At 73.8% G+C, this 25,693-nt stretch carries 23 protein-coding genes; 10 read left to right on the top strand and 13 right to left on the bottom strand.

The features are described from left to right. Positions 1-257 (bottom strand): ATP-binding cassette domain-containing protein (locus tag ABTY56_RS35630; RefSeq protein ID WP_350633666.1); only part of this gene is annotated, 257 nt, incomplete at its 3' end. Between the two features lie 222 nt (positions 258-479). Next, positions 480-2,603, bottom strand: coding sequence for a restriction endonuclease (locus tag ABTY56_RS35625; protein WP_350633664.1), 2,124 nt, complete (start codon positions 2,601-2,603; stop codon positions 480-482). A 280-nt stretch (positions 2,604-2,883) separates the two neighbouring features. On the opposite strand from ABTY56_RS35625, the gene ABTY56_RS35620 reads away from it, so the two are divergent. Then, the gene (locus ABTY56_RS35620; RefSeq protein WP_350633662.1) at positions 2,884-3,822 is read left to right on the top strand and encodes a DUF2797 domain-containing protein; all 939 of its coding nucleotides are present in this window, start codon (positions 2,884-2,886) and stop codon (positions 3,820-3,822) included. A 48-nt stretch (positions 3,823-3,870) separates the two neighbouring features. Here the strand turns inward: ABTY56_RS35620 and ABTY56_RS35615 are convergent, their stop codons facing one another. The 4 genes from ABTY56_RS35615 to ABTY56_RS35600 all read right to left on the bottom strand — a co-directional run bounded on the left by ABTY56_RS35615 (position 3,871) and on the right by ABTY56_RS35600 (position 7,905). Continuing rightward, entirely contained in the window at positions 3,871-4,176 is a 306-nt protein-coding gene (locus ABTY56_RS35615; protein ID WP_350633660.1) for a hypothetical protein, read from the bottom strand. 350 nt (positions 4,177-4,526) lie between these two features. Continuing rightward, a complete protein-coding gene (locus ABTY56_RS35610) occupies positions 4,527-5,264 on the bottom strand; it encodes a succinate dehydrogenase/fumarate reductase iron-sulfur subunit (RefSeq protein ID WP_350633658.1) in 738 nt (245 codons plus the stop codon). Next, positions 5,261-7,204 carry a fumarate reductase/succinate dehydrogenase flavoprotein subunit gene (locus ABTY56_RS35605; RefSeq protein ID WP_350633657.1) on the bottom strand — a complete coding sequence of 648 codons (1,944 nt, stop codon included), beginning with the start codon at positions 7,202-7,204 and terminating at the stop codon, positions 5,261-5,263. The genes ABTY56_RS35610 and ABTY56_RS35605 overlap by 4 nt, the downstream gene beginning before the upstream one ends. Next, positions 7,201-7,905, bottom strand: coding sequence for a succinate dehydrogenase cytochrome b subunit (locus tag ABTY56_RS35600; protein WP_350633655.1), 705 nt, complete (start codon positions 7,903-7,905; stop codon positions 7,201-7,203). Before ABTY56_RS35600 ends, ABTY56_RS35605 begins: the two co-directional genes overlap by 4 nt. Before the next feature lie 96 nt (positions 7,906-8,001). Between ABTY56_RS35600 and ABTY56_RS35595 the strand changes: the two genes are divergently transcribed. Continuing rightward, positions 8,002-8,925 carry a LysR family transcriptional regulator gene (locus tag ABTY56_RS35595; RefSeq protein WP_350633653.1) on the top strand — a complete coding sequence of 308 codons (924 nt, stop codon included), beginning with the start codon at positions 8,002-8,004 and terminating at the stop codon, positions 8,923-8,925. Positions 8,926-8,981: 56 nt separating this feature from the next. Here the strand turns inward: ABTY56_RS35595 and ABTY56_RS35590 are convergent, their stop codons facing one another. Together ABTY56_RS35590 and ABTY56_RS35585 are read right to left on the bottom strand one after the other, a co-directional pair. Beyond that, positions 8,982-10,106 carry a metallophosphoesterase gene (locus tag ABTY56_RS35590; RefSeq protein ID WP_502893258.1) on the bottom strand — a complete coding sequence of 375 codons (1,125 nt, stop codon included), beginning with the start codon at positions 10,104-10,106 and terminating at the stop codon, positions 8,982-8,984. A 383-nt stretch (positions 10,107-10,489) separates the two neighbouring features. Then, complete coding sequence (locus ABTY56_RS35585; RefSeq protein ID WP_350633651.1) at positions 10,490-10,918, bottom strand: nuclear transport factor 2 family protein; 429 nt, start codon at positions 10,916-10,918, stop codon at positions 10,490-10,492. Between the two features lie 407 nt (positions 10,919-11,325). Between ABTY56_RS35585 and ABTY56_RS35580 the strand changes: the two genes are divergently transcribed. Then, positions 11,326-11,943, top strand: coding sequence for a TetR/AcrR family transcriptional regulator (locus ABTY56_RS35580; RefSeq protein ID WP_350633649.1), 618 nt, complete (start codon positions 11,326-11,328; stop codon positions 11,941-11,943). Positions 11,944-11,970: 27 nt separating this feature from the next. Here the strand turns inward: ABTY56_RS35580 and ABTY56_RS35575 are convergent, their stop codons facing one another. The 3 genes from ABTY56_RS35575 to gcl form a co-directional block, all read right to left on the bottom strand. Beyond that, entirely contained in the window at positions 11,971-13,863 is a 1,893-nt protein-coding gene (locus ABTY56_RS35575) for a serine/threonine-protein kinase (protein ID WP_350633647.1), read from the bottom strand. A 314-nt stretch (positions 13,864-14,177) separates the two neighbouring features. Beyond that, positions 14,178-14,666 carry a glutathione peroxidase gene (locus ABTY56_RS35570; RefSeq protein WP_350633645.1) on the bottom strand — a complete coding sequence of 163 codons (489 nt, stop codon included), beginning with the start codon at positions 14,664-14,666 and terminating at the stop codon, positions 14,178-14,180. Between the two features lie 146 nt (positions 14,667-14,812). Then, the gene (gcl, locus tag ABTY56_RS35565; RefSeq protein ID WP_350633643.1) at positions 14,813-16,594 is read right to left on the bottom strand and encodes a glyoxylate carboligase; all 1,782 of its coding nucleotides are present in this window, start codon (positions 16,592-16,594) and stop codon (positions 14,813-14,815) included. A gap of 836 nt (positions 16,595-17,430) precedes the next feature. Here gcl and ABTY56_RS35560 point away from each other — a divergent pair. Both ABTY56_RS35560 and ABTY56_RS35555 read left to right on the top strand, forming a co-directional pair. Continuing rightward, entirely contained in the window at positions 17,431-18,921 is a 1,491-nt protein-coding gene (locus tag ABTY56_RS35560) for a SulP family inorganic anion transporter (RefSeq protein WP_350633668.1), read from the top strand. Positions 18,922-19,018: 97 nt separating this feature from the next. Beyond that, positions 19,019-19,315, top strand: coding sequence for an MTH1187 family thiamine-binding protein (locus ABTY56_RS35555; protein WP_121176307.1), 297 nt, complete (start codon positions 19,019-19,021; stop codon positions 19,313-19,315). Positions 19,316-19,449: 134 nt separating this feature from the next. Here ABTY56_RS35555 and ABTY56_RS35550 read toward each other — a convergent pair whose 3' ends face one another. After that, entirely contained in the window at positions 19,450-19,923 is a 474-nt protein-coding gene (locus ABTY56_RS35550) for a DoxX family protein (RefSeq protein WP_350633641.1), read from the bottom strand. Between the two features lie 148 nt (positions 19,924-20,071). Between ABTY56_RS35550 and ABTY56_RS35545 the strand changes: the two genes are divergently transcribed. The 3 genes from ABTY56_RS35545 to ABTY56_RS35535 all read left to right on the top strand — a co-directional run bounded on the left by ABTY56_RS35545 (position 20,072) and on the right by ABTY56_RS35535 (position 22,933). Beyond that, positions 20,072-20,659, top strand: a complete 588-nt coding sequence (locus ABTY56_RS35545; RefSeq protein WP_350633639.1) for a TetR/AcrR family transcriptional regulator — start codon at positions 20,072-20,074, stop codon at positions 20,657-20,659. A gap of 79 nt (positions 20,660-20,738) precedes the next feature. Continuing rightward, positions 20,739-22,175 carry an MFS transporter gene (locus ABTY56_RS35540; protein ID WP_350633637.1) on the top strand — a complete coding sequence of 479 codons (1,437 nt, stop codon included), beginning with the start codon at positions 20,739-20,741 and terminating at the stop codon, positions 22,173-22,175. After that, positions 22,172-22,933: an SDR family NAD(P)-dependent oxidoreductase gene (locus tag ABTY56_RS35535; protein ID WP_350633635.1), complete on the top strand. Its 762-nt coding sequence runs from the start codon at positions 22,172-22,174 to the stop codon at positions 22,931-22,933. The genes ABTY56_RS35540 and ABTY56_RS35535 overlap by 4 nt, the downstream gene beginning before the upstream one ends. Before the next feature lie 50 nt (positions 22,934-22,983). Here ABTY56_RS35535 and ABTY56_RS35530 read toward each other — a convergent pair whose 3' ends face one another. Then, on the bottom strand, positions 22,984-23,670 hold the full coding sequence (locus ABTY56_RS35530) for an SMI1/KNR4 family protein (protein WP_350633633.1): 687 nt from the start codon (positions 23,668-23,670) through the stop codon (positions 22,984-22,986). A 193-nt stretch (positions 23,671-23,863) separates the two neighbouring features. Between ABTY56_RS35530 and ABTY56_RS35525 the strand changes: the two genes are divergently transcribed. Then, positions 23,864-24,784: a carbohydrate ABC transporter permease gene (locus tag ABTY56_RS35525; RefSeq protein ID WP_350633631.1), complete on the top strand. Its 921-nt coding sequence runs from the start codon at positions 23,864-23,866 to the stop codon at positions 24,782-24,784. Then, positions 24,781-25,671 (top strand): carbohydrate ABC transporter permease, encoded by an 891-nt coding sequence (locus ABTY56_RS35520; RefSeq protein ID WP_350633629.1) that lies wholly within the window; start codon positions 24,781-24,783, stop codon positions 25,669-25,671. The genes ABTY56_RS35525 and ABTY56_RS35520 overlap by 4 nt, the downstream gene beginning before the upstream one ends. Positions 25,672-25,693: the final 22 nt, after the last annotated feature.

Raw genomic sequence — 25,693 nt, 5'->3', positions numbered from 1 at the left:
TTGAGGCCGACGAGTTCGGTGTCGCCGATGGTGGAGGAGCCGGAGGTGACGGTGTCGAGGCCGGCCATGCAGTGCATGAGGGTGGACTTGCCGGAGCCGGAGGGGCCCATGATGGCGGTGAACTCGCCCTGCGGGAAGGTCACGCTGACGTTGTCGAGGGCGACGACGCGGGTCTCCCCCTCCCCGTAGACCTTGTTCAGGCCGGTGGCGCGGGCGGCCGCCAGGCCGGTACGGACGGCGGTTGCGGGGAACGTCACGTGGACTCACTCCTGGGGATGAAAAAACGGAAAATCTGACTCCAGTCCATCCTCCCAAGACGTTCCTGTGCGACGTGTATGCCGAGGGGACGGTCGGCCCCCGCCGACCCGGCGGGCCGGCGGGGGCGCTCTCCTCCTCAGGTATGACCCGGACCCCTGAGGGCCGGGGCCCCGGCGGGGAGTTCCCGGGGCCCGGCCGGGGTGCGGTCCGGCGGCGGTCCGCTACTCCACCGCGACCCCGAAGGCCGTCGCCAGCCCCGCCAGACCGTTCGTCACCGTCCGGCCGGACGGGCCGAACTCCCAGCCGCCGCCCGAGCGCCGGAAGGCGCCCAGCAGCATCGCGCTGTCCGGCACTCCGCCGGTGGTGCCCGCCCAGTCCGCCGGACCGGCCGCGCCCGGCCCGTACGCGGCGGCGACCGCCAGCCCGTGCACGTACCCGAGCGGCACCACCGGCGGCTCCTCCTCCTCGGTGGAGACGGCGACCACCACCTCCTCGACCGCGGCCGGCAGCCGGTGCAGGTCCAGGGTCAGCCGGGCCGCCCGGGTCGGCTCGCCCGGCACCGAGCGGGTCGGGTGCAGGCGGACCGCGCCGTCCGGGTCCTGCGGGCTGTTGAAGAACACGAAGTGCTCGTCGCTGAGCACCCGGCCCCCGGCGCACAGGAAGGCGGTGACGTCCAGCTCCACCGCGTCCCCGCCGGCCGTCCGGCTCTGCCAGCTCACCGTGAGCGCGGTCTCCCGCCCGGCCGCGTCGGCCTCCTTCGGCCGGGTGCCCGCGGCGGCCGGGGCACCCCCGCCGAGCCGGCCGCGCAGGCCCTGCTCGGCCAGCAGCTCGACCAGCTCCGGGCCGCTCACCAGGGTCAGCGGCTTGCCCTCGATGTAGCTGTACGAGCCGCGGCCGAAGCCCGCCGTGGTGACCAGGATGCCCTTGATCGCGCCGTGGTGGCGCACGGTGGACTCCAGGTCGCGCACGGCCGTCGGCGGGACGGTCTTCTTGTAGCGCTTCGCCTGGATCACGATCTTGCCGCCGGTCACCGGGTCCAGGTCCTCGGCGACCACGTCCACCCCGACGTCGCCGCTGCGGGCCGTCGTCATCACCCGGAAGCCGCGCAGCCGGAACAACTCCGCGATCAGGTCCTCGAAGTCCAGCGGATCCATCTCGAAGAGATCCGGCTCGTCCTCGCCGCCGTGCCCGGCCAGGCTCCCGCCGACCGTCTCCGGCCGACGGTCCGGCCGCACCTCGTCCAGCCGCTCCGGGCGCGCCGAGAGCCGGCCGCCCAGGCCCTGGAAGCACTCCAGCGCGTCCACCCGGTCCAGCGCCAGCCCGGCGAACCCGGCCCGGGTCGCGGTCAGCGTCGACACGAAGCGCTCGGCCTCCCGGCCGGTCGCCGGGTCGATGCCGAGGACGAAGCCGTTCAGCACCACCGAGTCCAGCAGGCCGTCCCGGTCCGCCCGGAACACCTCCGCCACCACCCGCAGCGCCGACTGCGCCAGGACCTGCCGGTACAGCGCCTTGCGCTCCGTCGCCGGGCGGGCCACCTCGGCCTCGCGGTCGTCCGACTTCACGTACCGCACCCGGCCCGCCGCCGGCACCACGTCCGACCCCGGCAGCTCCCAGTTCACCACCAGCTGCCGGCCCGCTGCGTCGAAGGCCGCCACCAGCCGGTGCGGGAAGCCCTCCGGCCAGGCCGCCGAGGCGTACAGGCCCGCCGTGAAGTACTCCTGCACCGCCTCCGGCTCACCCGCCCGCAGCCGCCGCAGCAACTCCTCCGTCCCCGCGCCGCGCTCCTCGTCCTGGCGGCGGAACCGCTCCGCCCAGGCCAGGTACTCCCGGTGGTACGCGGCCAGCCGCTGCTGCCGGTCCGCCTCCCGCGCCTGCGCGGCGTACCAGTCCTGCTCGAACCTGGCCCGGGCCTGGGCCAGGTACTGCTCGTACTGGCGCCGCACCCCCGGATTGCGGGCCTGCACCGGATCCGGCGGCGGCACGAAGTACGCGGCGGACGCCTGGTCCGGCATCTCCACCGGCTCGCCCAGTGGCCCCGGATCGAACGGCGGCACCGCGCTCGGCGCCAACAGCGCCTGCGGACCGAACGCCGGCGCGGCCAGCCCGGCCGCCAGCAGCCCCCTCAACTCCTCGACCCGGCCGTCCAGTTCGGCCGTCCGCCGAGCCGCCTCGGCCTCCCGCGACTGCTGGTACGCCCGCTGCGCCTCCCGCTCGTCACGGGCGGCCGCCCGCTGCGCCTCGCGCTGCTCCCGCTCCCGCCGACGCTCCTCCGCCGCCTCGGCGCGCCAGCGGGCCTCCTCCCGGCGCTGCTGCTGCCGCTGCGCCTCCGCCCAGATCGCCAGCACCCCGCTGCTCCGCCGCCCCGACACCGTCCGTCCACCCCATTCGCCTCGCACCGACCCCGGTCGGCCCCACGCCACCTCCCGGCCGCGCCGCCCACCGCGCCCGCCACAATAGAACGTGGACACCCCGGCGGGCCAAGCCCCCGCGACCTGCGGCGCAGCGGCGCCACCGGACCGGGCCCGAGCACGCCCCCCGATGCCCGAATCCGTCGACCGCGGGGACGGCGCTGTCGGTGGTGGCGGGTAGCCTCGCCTGATCGAAGACCCACAGGGAGGGATGCCCGTGACGATCCCCGCACCGCAGCACCCGGACCGGCCCGGGGGCTGGATCTCCACCGGCCTGAGCTGGCAGGACGGCCGCGCCGTGCTCGGGGCCGTGCGCGGTGCCCGGGTGCACGAGCGCGCGGTCGCGCCCGGGGCGGAGGTCGGCTGGCTGCTCGGCGGCCCGCGGCGCTGCACCGGGGCCTGGCTGGTCGGGGCGACGGAGCGCACCCCGTGCCCGCACCACGCGGTGATCGATCCGGACGGCGGCGCGACGCAGTGCCAGGCCTGCCAGAGCGTGGACCGCGGACTCGCCCTGGCACGGGACCAGATCCTCGACGACGGCCGCACCTACCTCCTCTACCTCGCCTGGTTCGGCGAGGGCCTGCTGAAGATCGGCCTGACCGCCGAGCAGCGCGGCGACAGCCGGCTGCTCGAACAGGGCGCGCTGGCCTACGCGTTCACCGCCAGGGGCGGCCTGCCCGCCGTGCGCCGCGCCGAACTCACCGTCGCCGCCTCGGGTCTGGCCCGTGAGCGGTACAAGTCCCGGCTCAAGGCCGAGCACTGGTGGTCGCACGGCGACGTCCCGCACCGCCGTACGGTGCTCACCGAGGCCCGCGCCCGGGCGCACCGGCTGCTGGACGGCCACGCCGTGGAACGGCTCGCGGACCGCCCGGTGGTGGACCACGTGGAGCGCTACGGCCTGGCGGACGGCGCCCCGGAGTACTACCGGGAGATCGCCGGGCTGGCCGACGGCGCGGTGATCGCGGGCCGGCTCCGGCCGCCGATCGGCAAGCACCTCTTCCTCGACCAGGCGGACGGCTCCGGCCCGTTGCTGCTGGACACCCGGCGGCTCACCGGCTGGACGCTGACGCCCGTGGCCGACCGTCCGTCCGAGGGGCTGGTCCTGCAGGAGCGGATCCGCCCGCCGGAGCCGGACACCCAGGAAGCGCTGTTCTGAGGCGAACGGCGCCGTCCCGGCCGCCGCTGTCCCGACGGCCCCGGCCGGTCAGCCCAGTTTGCTGCGCAACCCGCCCGGCCCCGAGCGGGCCCGGCGGGACAGCGGCGGCCGGGACGGGCGGACGTCGCCGCGGGCGACCTGGTCGACGGCCTCGGCGGCCCGCCGGGCGAGTGCGGCGCGGGCGGCGGCCAAGGCGACGCGGGCGAGCAACGGGTCCTCCCGGACACCGGCCTCGCGCTTGGCACCCTGGCAGCCGGTGCACCACACCGGCGAGGCCGGCCCGTCCGGGTACACCATCTCCTCGGGCGGCAGGTAGTGCCCACCGCACTCGACGCACTCGAAGACCAACCTCATCCGACGATCACCGTCCCGGATCCGTGGCACCGACCGCAGGGCGACCAGAATTCGTGGACCCTGGGCACCATGCTCCCTTCCTCGTCCAGTTCGACCGTTGCCTCGGTCTTCTGGGTCCCCCCGGACCCGCCGCAGCCGGAGCAGGACTGAACCTCGGGCATATGCCGTCCCTCCGTAGCGGAGCACCACCGTAGCGCGATTTTCCGCCCGCGAGCACCGCTCGCGACGATCCACCACCCGTACGGGGAGCGCGAAATGGGGCCGTGCGCCCCGGGACACGGTCGGCCCCTCGCGCGAGCACCAGCGCGAGGGGCCGACGGCCGGTGGTCCCGACCGCATGTGGGGGAGCGTCAGCCGCGGGCGGCCCGCAGGAACTCCCGGTTCATCGCTGCGATGCTGGGCAGCGGGATCCCCTTGGGGCAGGCGGTGGCGCACTCGCCGGTGTTGGTGCAGCCGCCGAAGCCCTCGGCGTCCATCGCCGCGACCATGTTCCGCACCCGGGACGCCCGTTCCGGTGCGCCCTGCGGGAGCACGTTGAGGTGGACGACCTTGGCGGAGGTGAAGAGCATCGCCGAGCCGTTCGGGCAGGCCGCCACACAGGCGCCGCAGCCGATGCACTCGGCGTGCTCGAAGGCGGTGTCGGCGGTCTCCTTGGGGACGGGCGTGGCGTGTGCCTCGGGGGCGCTGCCGGTGGGGGCGGTGATGTAGCCGCCGGAGCCGATGATCCGGTCGAAGGCCGAGCGGTCCACCACCAGGTCCTTGACCACCGGGAAGGCCGCCGCCCGCCACGGTTCGACGTCGATGGTGTCGCCGTCCTCGAAGTGCCGCATGTGCAGCTGGCAGGTGGTGGTCCGCTCGGGGCCGTGCGCCTGGCCGTTGATGACCATGCCGCAGGCGCCGCAGATGCCCTCGCGGCAGTCGTGGTCGAAGGCGACCGGCTCGTCGCCGCGGGTGATCAGCTCCTCGTTGAGGGTGTCGAGCATCTCCAGGAAGGACATGTCCGGGCTGATCCCGCTGACCCGGTAGGTGGTCATCGACCCGGGTGCGTCCGGGCCCGCCTGGCGCCAGATGCGCAGGGTGAGGTTCATGCGTAGCTCCGCTGGGTGGGGTGGACGTGTTCGAACTCGAGGGCCTCGCGGTGGAGGACGGGCGCCGCGCCGGTGCCGGTGAACTCCCAGGCGGCGGCGTACGAGAACTCCTCGTCGCGCCGGGCGGCCTCGCCGTCGGGGGTCTGGCTCTCGGTGCGGAAGTGGCCGCCGCAGGACTCGGCGCGGTGCAGGGCGTCCAGGCACATCAGCTCGGCCAGCTCGAAGTAGTCGACGAGCCGGTTGGCCTTCTCCAGCGACTGGTTGAGCTCCTGCCCGGTGCCCGGCACCTTGATCTGGCGCCAGAACTCCTCGCGCAGCTGCGGGATCCGCTCCAGGGCCCGCTTCAGCCCGGTCTCGTCGCGGGCCATCCCGCACTCGTCCCAGAGCAGTTCGCCGAGTTCGCGGTGGAAGGAGTCCGGCGTGCGGTCGCCGTCCACCGCGAGGATCAGGTTGAGCCGGTCCTCGACCTCCGCCGTGGTCTCGGCGAGCACCGGGTGGTCGGCGGGCACGGCGGGCAGCGGGTTGCGGGCCAGGTAGTCGTTGAGGGTGGGCGGCAGCACGAAGTAGCCGTCGGCGAGGCCCTGCATGAGGGCGCTGGCGCCGAGCCGGTTGGCGCCGTGGTCGGAGAAGTTGGCCTCCCCGATCGCGAACAGGCCCGGGACGGTGGTCTGCAGGTCGTAGTCGACCCAGAGCCCGCCCATCGTGTAGTGGATCGCCGGGTAGATCCGCATCGGCGTCCGGTACGGGTCCTCGGCGGTGATCCGCTCGTACATCTCGAAGAGGTTGCCGTACCTGGCCTCGACGGCGTCCCGGCCCATCCGGCGGATCGCGTCGGCGAAGTCCAGGTAGACGCCCTGGCCGCCGGGGCCGACGCCGCGGCCCTCGTCGCAGACGTTCTTGGCGGCCCGGGAGGCGATGTCGCGCGGCACCAGGTTGCCGAAGGACGGGTAGATCCGCTCCAGGTAGTAGTCCCGCTCCTCCTCGGGGATCTCGGCCGGCGCCCTGGTGTCGCCCTGGGCCTTGGGCACCCAGATCCGGCCGTCGTTGCGCAGCGACTCGCTCATCAGGGTGAGCTTGGACTGGTGGTCGCCCGAGCGCGGGATGCAGGTCGGGTGGATCTGGGTGAAGCACGGGTTGGCGAAGTGCGCGCCGCGCCGGTGCGCCCGCCAGATCGCGGTGGTGTTGGAGTTCTTGGCGTTGGTGGAGAGGTAGAAGACGTTGCCGTAGCCGCCGCTGGCGAGCACCACGGCGTCCGCGGTGTGGCTGCGGACCTCGCCGGTGACGAGGTCGCGGGCGACGATGCCGCGGGCCCGGCCGTCCACCACCAGCAGGTCCAGCATCTCGGTGCGCGGGTGCATCTCCACGTTCCCGGCGGCGATCTGCCGGGACAGCGCCTGGTAGGCGCCGAGCAGCAGCTGCTGGCCGGTCTGGCCGCGGGCGTAGAAGGTGCGGGAGACCTGTACGCCGCCGAAGGAGCGGGTGTCCAGCAGGCCGCCGTACTCGCGGGCGAAGGGCACGCCCTGGGCCACGCACTGGTCGATGATCTCCACCGACACCTGGGCGAGCCGGTGCACGTTGGACTCCCGGGCGCGGAAGTCGCCGCCCTTGACGGTGTCGTAGAACAGCCGGCGGATCGAGTCGCCGTCGTTGCGGTAGTTCTTGGCCGCGTTGATGCCGCCCTGGGCGGCGATCGAGTGGGCGCGGCGCGGGGAGTCCTGGAAGCAGAACTGGACGACGTGGTAGCCCTGTTCGGCGAGCGTCGCGCCGGCGGCGCCGCCGGCCAGGCCGGTGCCGACGACGATCACGGTGTGCTTGCGCCGGTTCGCCGGGTTGACCAGCTTGGCGTCGAACCGCCGCTGGTCCCAGCGCTGTCCGATCGGCCCGGCCGGGGCCCTGGTGTCGGCGATCGGCTCGCCGACGGTGTAGTCCTGGTAGCTCACTTCACCACTCCGGTCATCACGGCCACGGGGACGGACAGGAAGCCGGCGGTCAGCACGAGCGCCAGGCCGTTGGCGGTCAGCTTGAGCGCCCGGTCCCGGCGGGCGTTGTTGGCGCCGAGGGTCTGCGCGGCGCTCCAGAAGCCGTGCCGGACGTGCAGGCCGACGGCCAGCATCGCGAGGACGTAGAACACGTCGACGTACCAGCGGCCGAACGAGGCGACGACGTTCTGGTACGGGTGGCCCTCCTCGGCGGCCGGGTTCACGGTCAGCGTGGTCAGGTCGAGGATGTGCCAGACGATGAACAGGGCCAGGATCACCCCGCCCCAGCGCATGGTCCGGGTCGCGTAGCTCGCGCGGCGGCGCTTGTGCGCGTACTTGTTCGGCCGGGCGGCGAGGTCGCGGCGGCTGAGCTGGTAGGCCGAGACGCCGTGCAGCACGACGGAGGCCAGCAGGGCGACCCGGGCGATCCACAGGAACCACTCGTGCCCCAGGAACGGCTGGCCGATGGTGCGCAGCCAGGCCGCGTAGCCGTTGATGTCGTCCGGGCCGAAGAAGATCTTGAGGTTGCCCAGCATGTGCGCGACCAGGTACAGCAGCATGACCAGTCCGGTGACGGCCATGACCGCCTTCTTGCCGACGGTCGACCGCCACAGCGTCGCCAGGGTGGACGGATGCCGGCCCGTCCGAGTCGCGGTTGTCATGGCTGCAACGGTAGGGACGGACGCCAGGGTGCGTCCAAGACATGATGCGGCTCACCACGATAGGCACCGGCTATCGATGCGGCCTATCCTGGCCGGGTGCAGCTCCAGCAACTCCGCTACTTCCTGGCCGTGGCCGAGACCCGCCACTTCACCCGGGCGGCCGAGGCCGCGCACGTGGCACAGCCGTCCCTCTCGCAACAGATCCGCTCGCTGGAACGGGAGTTGGGCGCCGAGCTGTTCCACCGCACCCGGGGCAACATCGCGCTGACCGACGCCGGGGACGCCCTGCTGCCGCTGGCCCGGCGCATCCTCGCGGACACCGAGACCGCCCGGCTGGCCGTCCAGGAGACGGTGCAGCTGCGCCGCGGCCGGGTCCGGCTGGGCGCGCCGCCGAGTCTGTGCACCAGCCTGGTGCCGGACGTGCTGCGGGTCTTCCGGGACCGCTACCCGGGTGTGGCCCTGGTGGTCCGCGAGGGCGGCTCGCGCGACCTGGTCCGCTCGCTGGCGGCGGGCGAGCTGGACCTCGCGCTGATCATCACCCCGCCCAGCGGGGAGCAGGCGCCCGCCCTGGCCGTCACCGAGCTGCTGCACGAGGAGCTGGTGCTGGTCTCCGCCGAGCGACGGGCCCGGCGCAAGGCGCGGGTGGCCGAGCTGCGGGGCCGGCCGCTGGTGATGTTCCGCGAGGGCTACGACGTCCGGGAGGCGACCCTGGCGGCCTGCCGGGCGGCCGGGTTCGAGCCGGAGTTCGCGGTCGAGGGCGGGGAGATGGACGCGGTGCTGGGCTTCGTCCGGGCCGGGATCGGGCCCGCCGTCGTCCCCGGCATGGTGGCGGCCCGCTCGGGCCTCGCGGTGACCCCGTTCGCCGGGCCGGGCCTGGGCCGCACCATCGCCGTCGCGCACGGCCACGAGGTGCCGCCCACCCGCGCCGCGGAGGCGCTGCGCAGCACCCTGCTGGCGCACCTGCACGACGCCGCCAGGGCGGGCGAACTTCCGCCGGGCACCCGGCTGTTGTTGCCGTGAGCCGTCGGCTCCGGCGTGTCAGGCGGAGGGCGGCACGTCAGACGGAGGGCGGTGTGTCAGACGGAGGGCGGCGCGTCGCCGGAGCGCAGCGTCAGCAGAGTGATCTCGCTCGGTGCGAAGACCCGGAACGGCGGCCCCCAGAAGCCGGTGCCCCGGCTGGTGTAGAGCTGGGTCCGCTCCCCGTGCCGGCTCAGGCCGTGCACCACCGGCTGGTCGATCCGGACGAGGAAGTTGAACGGCCAGATCTGGCCGCCGTGGGTGTGCCCGGAGACCTGCAGGTCGATGCCGGCGGCGGCGGCCTGCGGGACGTACTTGGGCTGGTGGGCGACGAGCAGGACCGGTCGGGCCGGGTCCGCCCCCGCCAGCGCGCCGAGCAGGTCGGTGCGGTGTCCGGCCAGGCCGGAGGACTCCGCGGTCACGTCGTCCACGCCGGCGAGCACCAGGGCGTCCCCACCGCGCTCCACCACGACGTGGCGGTTGTGCAGCGGCTCCCAGCCGAGGTCCGCCATGCGGTCCAGCCAGCCCTGGGCCTCGCTGCCGTACTCGTGGTTCCCGGTGACGTAGACCTTGGCCAGCCGGGCCCGGATCGTGCCGAGCGGCGCGGACTGCTCCCGGCGCTGGGTGGGCGTGCCGTCGGCGATGTCGCCGGCGTGGACCACGACGTCCGCGTCGAGCGCGTTGACGGCCTCGGCGACCCGCGCCGACCAGCCCGCCCGGTCGATCGGCCCGTAGTGGGTGTCGGCCAGCACCACGACGCGGGTCCCGTCCAGGCCCGCGCCGAGCCGGGGGAGGCGGACGTCAAGCCGCTTCACCCGGGGCACCCGCATCGCCTCGTGGTGCCCCCAGCCCAGCAGCGCGGCCGAGATCACGGCGACGGCCACGGCCACCGTCCTGGCCCGGCCGGCGCCGCCGACGTCGAGCCCGGCCAGCACGAGGTCCACCGCGCCGCCCAGCACCGACCAGGTGAACAGGACCCAGATCATCCCGAGGCTGGTGTCCGCGATCCGCGCGGCCCGGTCGGCGCGCCGCCGACCGTGGCCCGCGACCATCAGGAAGGGGAAGGAGACCAGCCAGGCGGCGAACACGGCCGTGCCGGCCAGGAAGACCGGGAACGGCCAGTCGGCGCCGGAGGCGAACAGCGTCCACCACGGCGGGAGGCACAGGACCACGAGGACGGACACCAGGACGGCCAGCCGCCGGAGCAGCGACCTCCGGGGCCTCGCGCTCCCGCTCCGGGCCGCCCCACCCGGGGAAGGCGCGGCCGGGGCCTCGGGCCGGGTGGCGGCCGCGACGGTGTCCGATCCTCCGCGGTTCGACCGGAGGTCCGACTCCGACCCGATGGATTCGCTGTCCGTCACTGCGCTTCCCCTCTCACGTCCCTGTCCCCATCATCCGGCACGCGGTGACCGGGGTGATCGGCCGGGTCCACCGGCCCCACGCGTTCGGCGAAACCGGCCGGACCGCCGGCGAGTCGGTGCTCGCCGTCGACCGGCGGGGCGTCTCCCCGCAGGAGCCGGCGGCGGCCCGGGCCGCTCGACGGTCCGGGCCGCCGCGCCCGCCGACCTCAGGCGAGCCGGTCGGGGATCGGTGCCAGGGTGTAGTTGGCCCAGATGAAGGCGTCCATCTGATGCTGGTCGCCGGACAGGTTGTGCACCCGGTCCACCTTGCCGTCGGCGTTGAAGTGCCAGACCAGCGCCCACATGGTGTCGACCTGGCCCACGCCCTGGGTGGAGAAGCCGCGGTGGATGTCGACCACGTACTCGTCGTTGGCTTCCAGGAACAGCGGCTCGGCCTGGAACCCGGCCTTGCCCAACTGGTTGAAGAACGCCACGACCTCCTCGATGCCGCGCTTGGTACCGGACAGCGCGTGGTGGCCGGGGATCGTCCACTCGATGTCGTCGGTGAGGACTTCCCGCATGCCGTCGAGGTCGTAGGCGGCGTAGGCGGCGAAGAACGTGCTGATGGCCGCGATCTTCGGGTTGGTGCTGGACACGATGGCGCTTCCTTGAGGTAGTGCGGAGTGTTCCATGACGTGATCGAGGCTGCCGGTCCCCGAGCGGGCGGACCCCGGCGAGCCTCCGGGCTTCATGCCGTCGAGCCTGGTGCCTCGGCCGCCGCCTTGAGGGCCGTGGGCCGGCCCGTCAGTGCTTCCTCCGGTGCTTCCTCCGGCGCTTCTGTCGGACCGGCGGGGCCGAGGACGGGGTCGGTGTGGAGAACCTCGAGCGCGGGCCCGCGATGGAACAACCCGTCGAACATGGCAATCCCCCCGTAGAAGGCCAGGTCGGCAACGCATCCGCCCACTAAAGCAACAAGTGGTTGCGTTATGCTCGGAGAGTCTTGCAGACCGGCAGAATCAAGCGCAACCGACTACGGCGACGGGGGGAGACGAAGGGGAGTGACATGGCCACGTGGGGCAACGTGAGGCCCGGCGGTCGTACGGCCCGGACCCAGGCCTCGGTGTTCGCGGCCACGCTGGAGGAGCTGGCCGAGCAGGGCTTCGACCGGCTCAGCACCGAGGCCGTGGCCGACCGCGCCGGGGTGCACAAGACGACCGTCTACCGGCGCTGGAAGACCAAGGGCAACCTGGTGGCGGCGGCCCTGGAGGACGTCCTGGACCCGACGTTCCGGCTGCTGCCGGACACCGACGACCTCGACGGGTCGATGCGCGCCATCGCCCGGGACTTCGTGGCCGCGATGGCCGGACGCGCCGGGATCGCGACGGTACGGGCACTCGTCTCCGGCGGCCACGCCTCGGCGGAGATCAGGGAGCTCATCGACCGCTTCTTCGCCGCCCGGATCGCCCGGATCGACCCCGTCGTGCAGGCCGCCGTCGGCCGCGGCGACCTCCCGCCGGGAACCGACACCGCGCTGCTCGCCAAGCACGTCGCGGGCCCGCTGTACTACCGCGCCCTCGTCATGGCCGACACCCTCACCGAGGCCGACGCGGACCTGGCCGCCGCCAGCGCCCTGGCCGGGGCGCGGCTCGGCCTGTTCGCCCCGGTGCCCGAGCCTGCCTGACGCGACGGGCCGGAAGTCCCGCGCGCCTCAGCCCTTCCTCCGCAGCACCAGGTACTGGTCCGGCTTGAGCAGGTCCGCGCTGTAGTGAAGTGTGCCGTCCGACTGAATCGTGATCAGGCGGTAGATCGACCGGTCGGCCATGCAGTCCGCACCGGGCGAGGAGGCGGTCGCCCGGGACGCGTAGGAGACCCGGCTCTCGTCGGCATCGGTGAGCGTCCAGGCGCCTTCGCACCAGGTGCCGGTCTTCGGCGTCTCGGCGCGGATCCTGCTCTTCTCCTCACTCGGCGCCGACTGGACGATGGTGAGGGTGACGGCGGTGACGTCCCCGTTGGCGGCCTTGCGCTCGCCGACCCACGTCCCGAGGTACTTCGCGGGGATGATGCCCGGCCCCGGGTCCGTGGGGCCCGTGCCGGGTGAGGGGCTGTCGTCGGCCGGGTCGGAACGGTCGTCGGTCGGCTCGGGGCTCCTCGAGGCCGGGGCGGTCTGCCCGGGGGTCTTCGCGGCGTCCGGTCGGCCGGTCTCCTGCAGCTGCTTCATCAGCAGGTATCCGCCGCCCAGCAGCACTGCGACGACCAGCACGGCCGTCAACACGCCGTAACTGCGCCGACCGCGCGGCGGAGGCGGGTACGGCGCGTAGCCCGGCACCGTGGCCGGTGCGGACGGCGGCGGGACCGGGACGGGCACCGGGGACGGCGGGTACGGCCCGACCGGACCGGCCGGCCTGACGGGTCCTGCGGTCGGCGGGCCGAAACCCGGCGGGGGCGGCGGTCCGTACCCGGGCGCGCCGGGTGCAGTGGGCATGCCGGGCGCACCGCCGCCGGGTACGGCCTTCGCCGCCTCGGCGGTTCGCGCCGCCTCCACTGCTCGCGCCGCCTCCACTGCTCGCACCGCGTCGGCCGCCCGCGCCGCCTCGGCGACCGTCCGGCCTCCGGCGGGGGCCCCGCTTCCGGCCGCCGACCCCGGAGCCGTCGCGGCAGCCCCGTCCCGCGGGGCCGGCGCCTCCCCGGCCTCCTGTTCCCCCTCCAGGTCCAGCAGCCGCACGGCACTGCGCCCGACCGCCGCCGCCAACGCCGCCGGCAGCCAGTCCCCGTGCCCCAGCCCGGCGGCGGCCGCGCCGTCGACGTCCAGCCGTTCCCGTAGCCGTTCGGGGGCCGGGCGGACGGACGGGTCCTTGGCCAGGCAGTCACGGACGAGGGCGTGCAGCGGGCCGGTCAGCCCGGAGAGGTCGGGCTCCTCGTGCAGCACCCGGTAGACCAGGACGGGCGCGCTCACCCCGGAGCCGAACGGCATCGTGCCGGTCGCCGCGTACGCGAGCACCGCGCCGAGCGAGAAGACGTCGCTGGCCGGCCCGGCGGGCAGCCCGCTCGCCTGCTCCGGCGACATGAAGCCCGGGGAGCCGAAGACCTGGCCGGACTGGGTGAGCACGGTGGTGGCGTCCAGCGCGCGGGCGATGCCGAAGTCGATCAGCCGCGGCCCGTCCAGGGTCAGCAGTACGTTCGACGGCTTGACGTCCCGGTGCACCAGCCCGAGGCGGTGCACATGGGTGAGCGCCTCGGCGAGGCCGACGCCGAGGGTGCGGACGGCCGGCTCGGGCAGTGGTCCGAACTCCCGTACGGCGGCGGTGAGCGGGGGCCCGGCGACGTAGCCGGTGGCCACCCAGAGCTGCCCGCCCTCGGTGTCCGCGTCCAGGACCGGTGGCGTCCAGGTGCCGCCGACCCGTCGGGCGGCCGCCACCTCCTGACGGAACCGGGCCCGGAACTCGGCGTCCTCGGCCAGGTCGCGACGGACCATCTTGACGGCGACGGTCCGCCCGCCCGTGGTCCGGCCGAGGTAGACCCGGCCCATCCCGCCCGCTCCGAGCTGCCGCAGCAACCGGTACTCGCCCACCTGCCGCGGATCGTCCGCTGCCAGCGGCTGCATGCCCACGCTCCCCTCGACGCCCGGCGCGGCCGTCCCACCTCGCGCGTCCGGAGCAAGACGCTATCGGTCCGGGACCACTCGTGGGAGGGGATCGTGATCACGAAATGATCGTCAGATGAGCACAGTGCACCCGCATCCGTCGACCCCCTGTGTCGACCCGCAGTTGCCGACGCGCCTGTGTCGGCCCGCATCCGGTGCCCCCGGTCCGGAGCCCCCGGCCCGGCCCGGTGTCCCGGCGCGGCCCGCGGGAACCGCGGCCACGGAACGCCGAAGGCCCGGGGCGCCGGCGCCCCGGGCCTCGTTCAGCCGTGTGATCAGGCCGGCAGCACGGCCTCCAGCGCGGCGATCAGCTCCTCCGCCTCCGGCTCGACGCGCGGCCGGATCCGGGCGGCCACGGTGCCGTCCGGCGAGATCAGGAACTTCTCGAAGTTCCAGGAGACGTCCCCGGCCTGGCCCTCGGCGTCGGCGACCTGCGTCAGCTGCCGGTACAGCGGGTGGCGGTCGTCGCCGTTGACGTCGATCTTCTCGAACAGCGGGAAGGTCACGCCGTAGGTGGTGGAGCAGAAGGTCTGGATCTCATCGGCGCTGCCCGGCTCCTGCCCGGCGAACTGGTTGCAGGGGAAGCCCAGCACGGTGAACCCGCGCCCGGCGTAGCGCTCCTGCAGCCGCTCCAGCCCGGCGTACTGCGGGGTCAGGCCGCACTTGGAGGCGACGTTGACGATCAGCAGCGCCTTGCCCTTGTGGTCGGCCAGCGAGGTGGGCTCGCCGGTGAGGGAGCGCAGGGGGATGTCGTACAGGCTCACGGTGGTGGTCCTTTCGGCAGGTCGGCAGCGGGTTTCGCCCCGGGCACACGGTAGCGGCCCCGGACGGGTCAACCGTGCCGGCGCCGCCGGTGTTCCGGACGCGAAGGGGGTGTACGGAGCGGCTCGTACGCCCCCTTCGCGTCTGGTCAGAGCGCGAGCGGCCGGATCGCCGTCGGCGCGTGCTCGGGGAGGGTGGCGAGCTCCTCGAACTCGTTGACCTTGTCGATGTCGCTGCCGCTCATCGCGATGTTGGTGACCCGCTCCAGGATCGCCTCGACCACGACCGGGACGCGGAACTCGGCGGCCAGCTTCTTGGCCTCCTCGAAGGCCGGCAGCAGGCCCTCCGGCTCGGTGACCCGGATCGCCTTGCAGCCCAGGCCCTCGGCGACCTTGACGTGGTCGACGCCGTAGACGCCCAGCTCCGGCGCGTTGATGTTCTCGAACTCCAGCTTGACCTGGAAGTCGATGTCGAAGTTGCGCTGCGCCTGGCGGATCAGGCCCAGGTACGAGTTGTTGACCAGCACGTGGACGTACGGGATCCGGTGCTGCGCGCCGACCGCCAGCTCCTCGATCATGAACTGGAAGTCGTAGTCGCCGGAGAGCGCGACGATCTGGCCCTCGGGGTCGGCGGTGGCGACGCCGAGCGCGGCCGGGATGGTCCAGCCGAGCGGGCCGGCCTGGCCGCAGTTGATCCAGTGCCGGGGCTTGTAGACGTGCAGCATCTGCGCGCCGGCGATCTGGGAGAGGCCGATGGTGGTGACGTAGCGGGTCTCCGGCCCGAAGGCCCGGTTCATCTCCTCGTAGACGCGCTGCGGCTTGAGCGGCACGTCGTCGAAGTGGGTGCGGCGCTGCAGCGTGGCCTTGCGCTCCTGGGTGGAGGCGGCCCACGCGCTGCGGTCCTTGAGCTGCCCGGCGGCCTTGAGCTCCCCGGCCACCTGGACGAAGAGCTCCAGCGCGGCCTTGGCGTCGGAGGCGATGCCGAGGTCCGGGGCGAAGATCTTGCCGATCTGGGTGGGCTCGATGTCGACGTGGACGAACGTGCGGCCCGCGGTGTAGACGTCCAGGCCGCCGGTGTGGCGGTTGGCCCAGCGGTTGCCGATGCCGAGGACGAAGTCGGAGGCGAGGAAGGTCTCGTTGCCGTAGCGGTGCGAGGTCTGCAGGCCGACCATGCCGGCGTTCAGCTCGTGGTCGTCCGGGACGATTCCCCAGCCCATCAGGGTCGGGATCACCGGGACGCCGGTGAGTTCGGCGAACTCCAGCAGCAGCGCGGAGGCGTCGGCGTTGATGACGCCGCCGCCGGCGACGATCAGCGGGCGCTCCGACTCCTGGAGCAGCGCGATGGCCTTCTCGATCTGGATCCGGTTGGCGGCCGGCTTGTAGACCGGGAGCGGCTGGTAGGCCTCGGGGTCGAAGTCGATCTCGGTCAGCTGGACGTCGATCGGCAGGTCGATCAGGACCGGGCCGGGGCGGCCGGAGCGCATCAGGTGGAAGGCCTGCTGGAACACGCCGGGGACCTGCGCGGCCTCCAGGACGGTGGTCGAGGCCTTGGTGACCGGCTTGGCGATCGAGGCGATGTCGACGGCCTGGAAGTCCTCCTTGTGCAGCCGGGCGACGGGCGCCTGGCCGGTGATGCACAGGATCGGGATGGAGTCGGCGATCGCCGAGTACAGGCCGGTGATCATGTCGGTGCCGGCCGGGCCGGAGGTGCCGATGCAGACCCCGATGTTGCCGGCCTTGGCACGGGTGTAGCCCTCGGCCATGTGGGAGGCGCCCTCGACGTGGCGGGCCAGCGTGTGCCGGATCCCGCCGGAGGCCTTGAGGGCGGCGTAGAACGGGTTGATGGCTGCGCCCGGCACGCCGAACGCGACCTCAACGCCTTCGAGCTTGAGGATCTCCACGGCCGCGCGGGCGGCTGTCATACGAGGCATCGGGTCTCTCCTGCGTCGGCCCGCAGTGGCTCGGAGGGCTCATCTCCTGAATTCCACCATACGGAAGAACGGTTTCTGTATGTGGAAACAAGGTAGGACGGGGCTCGTCGGGGCGTCAAGGGGGACTTCAACAGAATGTGGAAGCCCTGGACTGCGGGGTCGGAGGTGGCGGATTCGCACGCCAGGGCGTCATCCGTGCTGGTGTGCGCGGGGAAGCGGACGTTCCGCGCCGGAAAGCGCACCCGGTGTGCAGTGCCCGTGAAGGGACGGTGTCCGAGGTCGGCCCGCCCGGCCGCCCTGGGTACCGTCGGTGGCACGCCGGGCCCGTGACGTCCAACTGGGGCCGTGGCAGGGGGGTTTGGGAACGCCGGGGGGCGGGGGAGCTCCGTCGGCGGCCCCGTCCAGGACCAGCGCGCCCGGTCCGCCGCACCCGAGCGAGGGACGCACCCCCTGACCGCGCCGACCCCGCCACCCGCCGCCGTCCCGCCACCCGCCGCGTCCCGCCACCCGCCGCCGTCCCTCTCCCGATCCGGCGCACATCCCCTGCCGTACGGCAGCTCCCGGGACGGCAGACCGTGCGTGGGCGCCCGGGTGGTGGGTGAGTGGCACGTTGACCCCGTACGGCAACCCCCTCGTACGGCAACCCCCTCGTACGGCAACCCCCGCACCGCAACGGCGTGCCCGCAGCGGCGGGCGCGCGGAAGGAACGTCCCCATGCGCTGCTGCACCCCTGCCCGACCCCCGGCGGTGACCGGGTGAACCGTCCGCCGCACCGGAGCGAGAGCCCGCCGGGCCGCCCCCGGAAGAACGCGCCGCCGGGCCGGGCCCGGTCCCCGATCGCCGCACTGCGCGCCGTGCCCTGGCGCCGGGACCTGCCCGCCTCCCTGGTGGTCTTCCTGGTCGCCCTCCCGCTCTGCGTCGGGGTGGCCGTCGCCTCCGGCGTGCCGGCCGAACTCGGCCTGGTCACCGGCATCGTCGGCGGCCTGGTGGTCGGCGCCCTGCCCGGCAGCAGCCTGCAGGTCAGCGGGCCCGCGGCCGGACTGACCGTGCTGGTCGCCGACGCCGTCCGGGAGTTCGGCGCCGGTGCCCTGGGCCTGCTGGTGCTCGCCACCGGCCTGCTCCAGCTGGCGATGGGCGCCCTGCGGCTCGGCCGCTGGTTCCGCGCGATGTCCGCCTCGGTGGTGCACGGCATGCTGGCCGGCATCGGGCTGACCCTCGTCCTCGGCCAGCTCTACGCGCTCGCCGACCGCCGCGCCCCCGCCACCGGGCCGGAGAAGATCGCCGGGCTGCCCGCCCTGCTGAAGGACGTCGTCACCGCTGCGGCCGACCCCAGCGCCGTCGCCCTCGGCCTCGGCACCCTGCTGGTCCTGGTCGGCTGGAAGTACCTGCCGGAACGCGCCGCCCGGGCCCTCCCCGCGCCGCTGGCCGCCGTCGGCCTGGCCGCCGCCGTCACCGCCGCGGCCGACCTGCCCGTCGCCCGGATCCGGGTGGCCGGCCTGCTCGACGTCGTCCGGTTCCCCGACCGCGACTCCCTGGGCGCCCTCGCCGGCACCGCCGGGATCGGCACCGTCGTCGCCTTCACCCTGATCGCCTCCGCCGAGACGCTGTTCAGCGCCGCCGCCGTCGACCGGATGCACCACGGCCCGCGCACCGACTACGACCGCGAGCTCACCGCCCAGGGCGTCGGCAACACCGTCTGCGGACTGCTCGGCGCGCTGCCGATGACCGCGGTGATCGTCCGCAGCGCCACCAACGTCCAGGCCGGCGCCAGGACCAAGGCCTCCCGCTTCCTGCACGGGTTCTGGCTGCTGCTGTTCACCGCGCTGCTGCCCGGGATGCTCGGACTCGTCCCGCTCACCGCGCTGGCCGCCGTGCTGGTCCACGCCGGCGCCAAGCTCGTCCCGCTGCGCCGGATCGTCGCGCTCTGCCGCGGCCACCGGGGCGAGGCGCTGGTGCTGGTGGTGACGGCGGTCGCGATCATCGCCACCGACCTGTTCGAAGGGGTGCTGATCGGCGTCGGCCTGGCGGTGGTCAAGTCCGCCTGGCAGACCTCGCACCTGCAGATCGCGGTGGAGGAGCTGGTGCTGCCGACCGGCCGGGCGCTGCACCGGGTCCGGCTGAGCGGCAACGCCACCTTCCTGCGGCTGCCCAGGCTGCTGGACACCCTGGAACGGCTGCCGGACGACCGGCCGGTCGAGCTGGACTGGTCCGGGCTGCGCCACCTGGACCACGCGTGCACGGTTGCCCTCGCCTCCTGGGCCGACCAGCACCGGGCCCGCTCCACCGCGCCGCTGGCCGTCGAACCGCCGCTGCCTTCGGTGGTCTGACGGGGCGTCCGTCTAGCCTGGTGGCCGACCCGGGTCGGGTCGAGCCGGTTCGGCCCGGGCCGGCCACCGGTGCCGTGGACGCGAGGAGCGTGGAACTGTGATCGCAGCCTTTTCGGTGACCCCGCTGGGGATCGGCGAGGACGTGGGGGAGGCGGTGGCCGCCGCCGTCCGGGTGGTCCGTGCGAGCGGGCTGCCCAACCGCACGGACGCGATGTTCACCAGCATCGAGGGGGAGTGGGACGAGGTGATGCCGGTGATCCGGGCGGCGATCGAGGCGGTGAAGGCCCACAGCAACCGGGTGAGCACGGTCATCAAGATCGACGACCGGGCCGGGGTCACCGACGGCCTCACCGCCAAGGTCGCCTCGGTCGAGCGGCACCTCGCGGAGGGCTGAGCCCGGCCGGCCGAGCTCGGAACGTCGAGTTCGGCCCGCTGCTCGGAACGCTGCTCGGAACGTCGAGTTCGGCCCGCTGCTCGGAACGCTGCTCGGCCCGTCGAGTTCGGCCCTTCGAGGCCGGCCCGTCGAGCTCAGCCCGCCGAGGTCGGCTGTGCGGCTGGTTCGGCCGGGCCGGCCACCGCCCGCCGGGTGAGCAGCCGGTCCAGGGCGTACGGGCCGGAGCCGAGCACCGCGATGGTCAGGAACGCCCAGCAGAACATGACCGAGGCCTCGCCCCCGTTCTGCAGCGGCAGCAGCGCGTGCTCCTGGTGGACGGTGAAGTAGGCGTAGGCCATCGAGCCGGAGCAGAGCAGGGCGGCCGTCCTGGTGCCGGCGCCGAGTAGCACCAGGACGCCGCCCACCAGCTGGATCAGCGCGGCCCACCAGCCGGGCCACTGGCCGAGCGGGACGGTGCCGCCGCCTTTGGCACCGCCGAGGACGCCGAAGAGCGAGGCGGCGCCGTGGCAGGCGAAGAGCAGGCCGACGACGATCCGGAAGGCCGTCAGCACCAGCGGCCGGGCCGCCTCGGCGGCCTCGCGGGGGGTGTTGGGGACGTGTGCGGACATGCGGAACGCCTCCTGTGGGGGAAGGAGGGATGGGGCGGTAAGGGTAGCCTTGGTCTAGTCCACTTGGCAATGCTCCGTCAGATGCCGGAGCGGGATTGCGGTCGTCGTTTCTTGACTGATCGTTCTGGAATCGACTAGCGTCTTCGACATGGCGCGAACGAAGGAATTCGACCCGGATGCGGCGCTGCAGGCGGCCCTGGAGCTGTTCTGGCGGCGCGGCTACGAGGCTACCTCGATGGCCGACCTGGTCGAGGGGCTCGGCATCGCCCGGGCCAGCATCTACGCCACCTTCGGGAGCAAGCACGAGCTGTACCTGCGGGCCCTGGAGCGGTACGCCGAGCAGACCGACCCGGTGCTGCTGGCGGAACTGTCCCAGCCCGGCCCGGTGCTGCCGGCCGTGCGGGCGATGGTCCGCCGGTACGCCACGGAATCGGCCGGGGCCGGACGGGAACGCGGCTGCTTCGTCACGAACACCGCCGTCGAGCTCGCCCCGCACGATCCCTCGGCGGCCCGCCGGGTGGGCGCCAGCCTGGCCCACCTGGAGACGGTCCTGACCGCCGCCCTGGTGCGGGCCGAGGCGCAGGGCGAACTGCCCGCCGGGCGCGAGCCGCGGGCGCTCGCCCGGCTGCTGATGGTGCTGATGCAGGGCATGCGGGTGATGGGCAAGACCGCCGACGGCGCGGCCCGGGTGGGGGACGCCGCCGAGCAGGCGCTGACGCTGCTGGACCGGGACTGACGGGGGCGTCCGACCGGCCCGGTCGGGCGGACTCCGCTGTCCCGATTCTGAACCGAACGGTCTTTATAGGAGGGGGCTCATGGGTGTCACAGGGGGGCGCATGCGCGGCGGTACGGCAGGCCCGTCCGGCTTCGCGCTGCTCGGTGCCGTACAGGCGGTGCTGGTCCTCACGATCACGGTCCTCACCGTGCCGCTGCCGCTGGTGGCCCGCGAGTTCGGGCTCGGGCCGTCCGGCGTGCTGCTGCTCAGCGCCGCGTACGGACTCACCTTCAGCTCGCTGCTGCTGATCGGCGGTCGGCTGACCGACCGTCACGGCGGCCGCCGGATGCTCCGCTGCGGCCTGGTGCTGCTCGCCGCCGCCTCCGTCGCCTGCGCCCTCACGCCCGGCTACCCCGTCCTGCTGGCGAGCCGCCTCGTCCAGGGCGCCGGCGCGGCCCTCACCGCGCCCGCGGCGGTCGCGGTGGTCCGGGCGCTGCACCCCGAACCCGCCGCCTACCGGCGGGCGATGGCCACCTGGGGCGGCCTGTCGGTGCTCGGCGCGACGGTCGGCAGCGTGGTGTCGGGCGTGGTCGCCGCCGCGGTCTCCTGGCGCTGGCTGTTCGCGGTGCCCGTGCTGGCCGCACTCGCCGGACTCGCCCGCTCCGGCAGGCTGCCCGCCGCCGCCCCCGCCGGGCGCCGCCCGGCCCTGGACCTGCGCGGCGCGCTCCTCGCCACCGCCGGCGTCTGCGCGGTGAGCTACGCCCTGGTGGCGTCCACCGACCGCGGCTGGACCAGCCCCCAGGTGTACGGGCCGCTGCCCGCCGGGCTCGCCCTGCTGCTCGTCCTCGTCGCCGCCGAGCGCCGCACCACCGACCCCCTGTTGCCGCCCGGCTTCCTGGCCGACCGGCGACGCGGCACCGCCCTCGCCACCGTCATGGCGGCCGCCGCCGGCACCGCGCTGACCTTCGTCCTGCTCTCGCTCTACCTCCAGCAGCTGCGCGGCTGGAGCGCCGCGGCCACGTCCGCCGCCTTCCTGCCGTACGCGGCCGCTCTGCTGCTGTCCGGGCGCCTGGCGGGCCCGCTGATCCTGCGCCACGGGCCGGTGCCGGTCACCGCCGGCGGGCTCGCGGTGGCGGGCGCCGGACTCGCCCTGCTCGCCGGGCTCACCCCCGACAGCGGGTACACCACCGGGCTGCTGCCCGGACTGCTCCTGCTGCCCGCCGGAGCCGCCGCCGCCTTCGCCGGAGCGGCCGTCCTCGCCACCGGCGGGGTCGCGCCCGAGCGCACCGGCCTGGCCGCCGGCGTGTTCAACACGGCCATGGAGCTCGGCCCCACCGCCGGACCGGCCGCCCTGATGTCGCTCGCCGCCACCCGCCCGAGCGTGGTCGGCGGCTACGCCGCGGCCTTCGCGGCGGCCGCCCTCGGCCTGGCGCTCACCGCCGTCGCGGTCGCCACCCTGCCCCGGTCCGCCACCCCGGCGGCACCCATGACCACCACACCGGAACACACCAACCCGATCGAGGAGTTCACCTCATGAGCACGCGTTTCGCCGACAAGTCCGTCCTGGTCACCGGCGGCGGCAGCGGCATCGGACGGGCCATCGCGCTCGCCTTCGCCCGGGAGGGCGCCCGGGTCGCGGTCGCCGGCCGGACGGCAGCCCCGCTCGCCGAGACCGTCGAGCTGATCGAGCAGGGCGGCGGGAAGGCGGTCGCGCTGACCGGCGACGTGACGAACGGCGAGGACGCCGCCCGACTGGTCCGGGAGACCGTCGAGCAGTTCGGCGGGCTGGACGTCGCCGTCAACAACGCCGGGGTGATCGGCGCGCTCGGCCCGGTCGCCGACATCGACGAGGCCGAGTGGCAGCGGCTGATCGGTATCAACGTCACCGGCACCCTGCTCGCCATGAAGCACCAGATCGGCCACCTGCGGGCACACGGCGGCGGCGCGATCGTCAACGTCTCGTCCAACCTGGGCGCCCACCGGCGGGTCGCGGGGGTCGGCGCCTACGCCGCCAGCAAGGCCGCCGTCACCGCGCTGACCCGCGCCGCCGCGCTCGACCACATCGCCGACGGCGTGCGGATCAACACGGTGAGCCCCGGCGCGGTGGACACCCCCATGTCGGGCCGGCCCGGCGAGAGCGCCGCCGAGAAGGCCGAGCGGATGAGGAACGACATCCCGGTCGGCCGGGCCGGCGCCGTGGAGGAGATCGCCGCCGCGGTGCTGTACCTGGCCTCGGAGGAGGCGGGCTACACCGTCGGCAGCGACCTCGTCCTGGACGGCGGCTCCAGCGCCTGACCCGGGCTCCACCGCCTGACCCGGGCTCCACCGCCTGACCCGGGCTCCGGCTACTCGCCCGACCAGTCCCCGGGCACGGCCTCGTACAGCGCCTCCAGCGCTTCCGGGGTGCGTGCCCGGGCCGTCATCCAGGCGTCCTCGACCACCGAGACCAGCACGTCCGGCCCCTGGTACCAGCGGCAGCCCCGGCCGAGCGCGGGCAACTCCCGCAAGCCGTCCCGAAGTTCGTCCCCCAAGTCGCTGACATCGGTCAGCTCGTCGTCCTCCAGCAGCTTCTCCGCCATCGCCATCACCGCGGCCGCCGTTGAGAAGCGCTCCTCCCAGGGCTCCCAGTGCTCCCGCGACTTGTCCGCCAGGTCCAGCCGCATCACCGTCGGCGGGTCCTCGTGCCCCACGTCGCCGAGCAGCACGCCCCAGTGCGCGCAGCCCTGGTTCTCCGCCCGGTACACCAACGCGCCGTCCAGCACGTACAGCTCGTCCGGCGTCAGCAACACGTCGTGGTTGCTGGTGAGATCAGCCCGCCGCCCGAACAACCGGTACGCCTCGCGCAGCGCGGCCGGCAGCCGCAGGGCCAGCCGCTGTTCGGCCGCGTCCAGCTCGTCGTCCGGGAAGCCGTCGTCCGGCCCCAGCGGCTCGCCCCAGTACGCGGCGAAGCCCCTGACGAGTGCCCAGGAGCCCGCGCGGCCGCGCACACTTTCGGCCATTGCGGCTCGTATGTCGAATTCCGTTTCGTCCACCCGCGCACCGTACGACACGCCTGCGACAACGCCGTGGAACGCTCCACGGCCCGTCCGGGCACGACCGGCCGAATCTGACGCGAACGCGTAATCCCGGGGACACCGGTTGATCACTGCGGGGTTCCCGCCGCGTCGTGTGGGCAGGACACGGTTTCGGCCGGAACCGACTTCACGAAAGGCGGACGCGCACCGCATGCCGACCGCATCGCACACCGTGCCCCGGGCGGGCCGACGGAGCCGCTGGGGCGAACACGGGCTCGCCTGGGCCTTCCTGTTGCCCTCCCTGGTGGTCTTCGTCCTCTTCATCGGCTACCCGCTGGGGCGGACGATCTACCTGAGCGGACACGCCAACGACCTCTTCGGCGCGCCCTCCCGCTACGTCGGGACGAAGCACTACACCGACCTGCTGACCTCGGCGGACTTCCGCCGAACCCTCGTCACCACCGGGCTGTTCACGCTGCTCACCGTGGTGCCCGGAGTGCTCGGCGCGCTCGCGCTGGTACTGCTGCTGGAGAACCGGATCCGCGGCGTACGGCTGCTGCGCTCCGCCTTCGCGCTGCCCTTCGCCTTCTCGGTGGCCAGCGCGTCGGTGGTCTTCGCGGTGTTCTTCAACCCCGCCAGCGGAGTGCTGAACGGCCTGCTCTCGCACGTCGGCCTCGGCCCGATCGGCTGGCTGACCGACTCCCGGTACGCGCTGGTCTCGGTGGCCGTCACCACGGTGTGGATGAACCTCGGCTACAACGTGCTGGTGCTCTCCGCCGGCATCGGCTCGATCCCGCAGGAGGTCGTGGAGGCGGCCCGCATCGACGGCGCGTCGGGCCTGCGACTGGCCCGCTCGATCACCGTCCCGCTGCTCGGCCCGAACCTGTTCTTCCTGACCGTGGTCTCCACCGTCCACGCGCTGCAGAGCTTCGGCCAGATCCACATCCTCACCAAGGGCGGGCCGGACGGCTCCACCCGGACCCTCGTCTACTCCGTCTACGAGAAGGCCTTCGCCTACGGCTCCAGCGACTTCGGCACCGCGAGCGCCCAGGCCGTGGTGCTGCTCGTGGTCGTCCTCGCCTGCACGGCCGTCCAGTTCGGCGTCCTGGAGCGGAAGGTGCACTACGCATGACCACCATCGCCACCACCGAGGACGTCGAACGGCCCCGCCCGCGCACCCGCGCCCTCGCCGGGCGCTCCCCGCGCGACCTGCTCGGCCGCGCCGTCGTCTACCTGCTGCTCGCCGTCGCCGTCGTCACCGTGGCCTTCCCGGTGTACTACGCGATCGCCGGCGCGTTCATGGGGCCGTCCGAACTCTCGAGCTACCCGCCCGCGTTGGTGCCGCACTCGGTCACCGGGCGGAACTTCTCCGGCGCCGTGGACGCGATCCCGCTGGCCCGCCAGTACGCCAACTCGGCGATCGTGGCCACCGTCATCACCCTCGCCCAGCTGTTCACCTCGATCCTGGCCGCCTACGCCTTCGTCTTCCTGCCGCTGAAGGCGCGGGCCGCGGTGTTCGGGGTGTTCCTGGCGACGCTGATGGTCCCGTGGGAGGCCATCATCATCCCCAACTACCTGACGCTGTCCGGCTGGGGGCTCGGCAACACCTACTTCGGCCTGGTGCTGCCCTTCCTGGCCTCCGGCTTCGGCACCTTCATGCTGCGCCAGGCCTTCCGCCAACTGCCCGGCGAACTGCGCGACGCCGCCCGGATCGACGGGGCCGGCCACTGGCGCTTCCTGTGGCGGATCGTCGTCCCGCTCAACAAGCCGGCGCTCGCGGCGCTGTCGATCTACGTCTTCCTGTCCGCCTGGAACCAGTACTTCTGGCCGCTGATCATCACCCGCACGGCGAACATGCAGACCCTGCAGATCGGCCTGACCTCGCTGCGCGACTCCGAGATGGCCGACCCCGGGCTGATCCTGGCCGGCGTCGTGCTCTCGCTGCTGCCCACCCTCGCCCTGGTGGTCTTCGGCCAGCGCTTCATCGTCCGCGGCCTCACCGCGGGCGCGGTGCGCTGACCGCCCGTACCGTCCACGTCCG

Source organism: Kitasatospora sp. NPDC097691 (genome assembly GCF_040302665.1).
Taxonomy (GTDB): domain Bacteria; phylum Actinomycetota; class Actinomycetes; order Streptomycetales; family Streptomycetaceae; genus Kitasatospora.
Note: the sequence above shows the minus strand (reverse complement) of the source record. Positions and strands in the feature narration are given on the sequence as shown.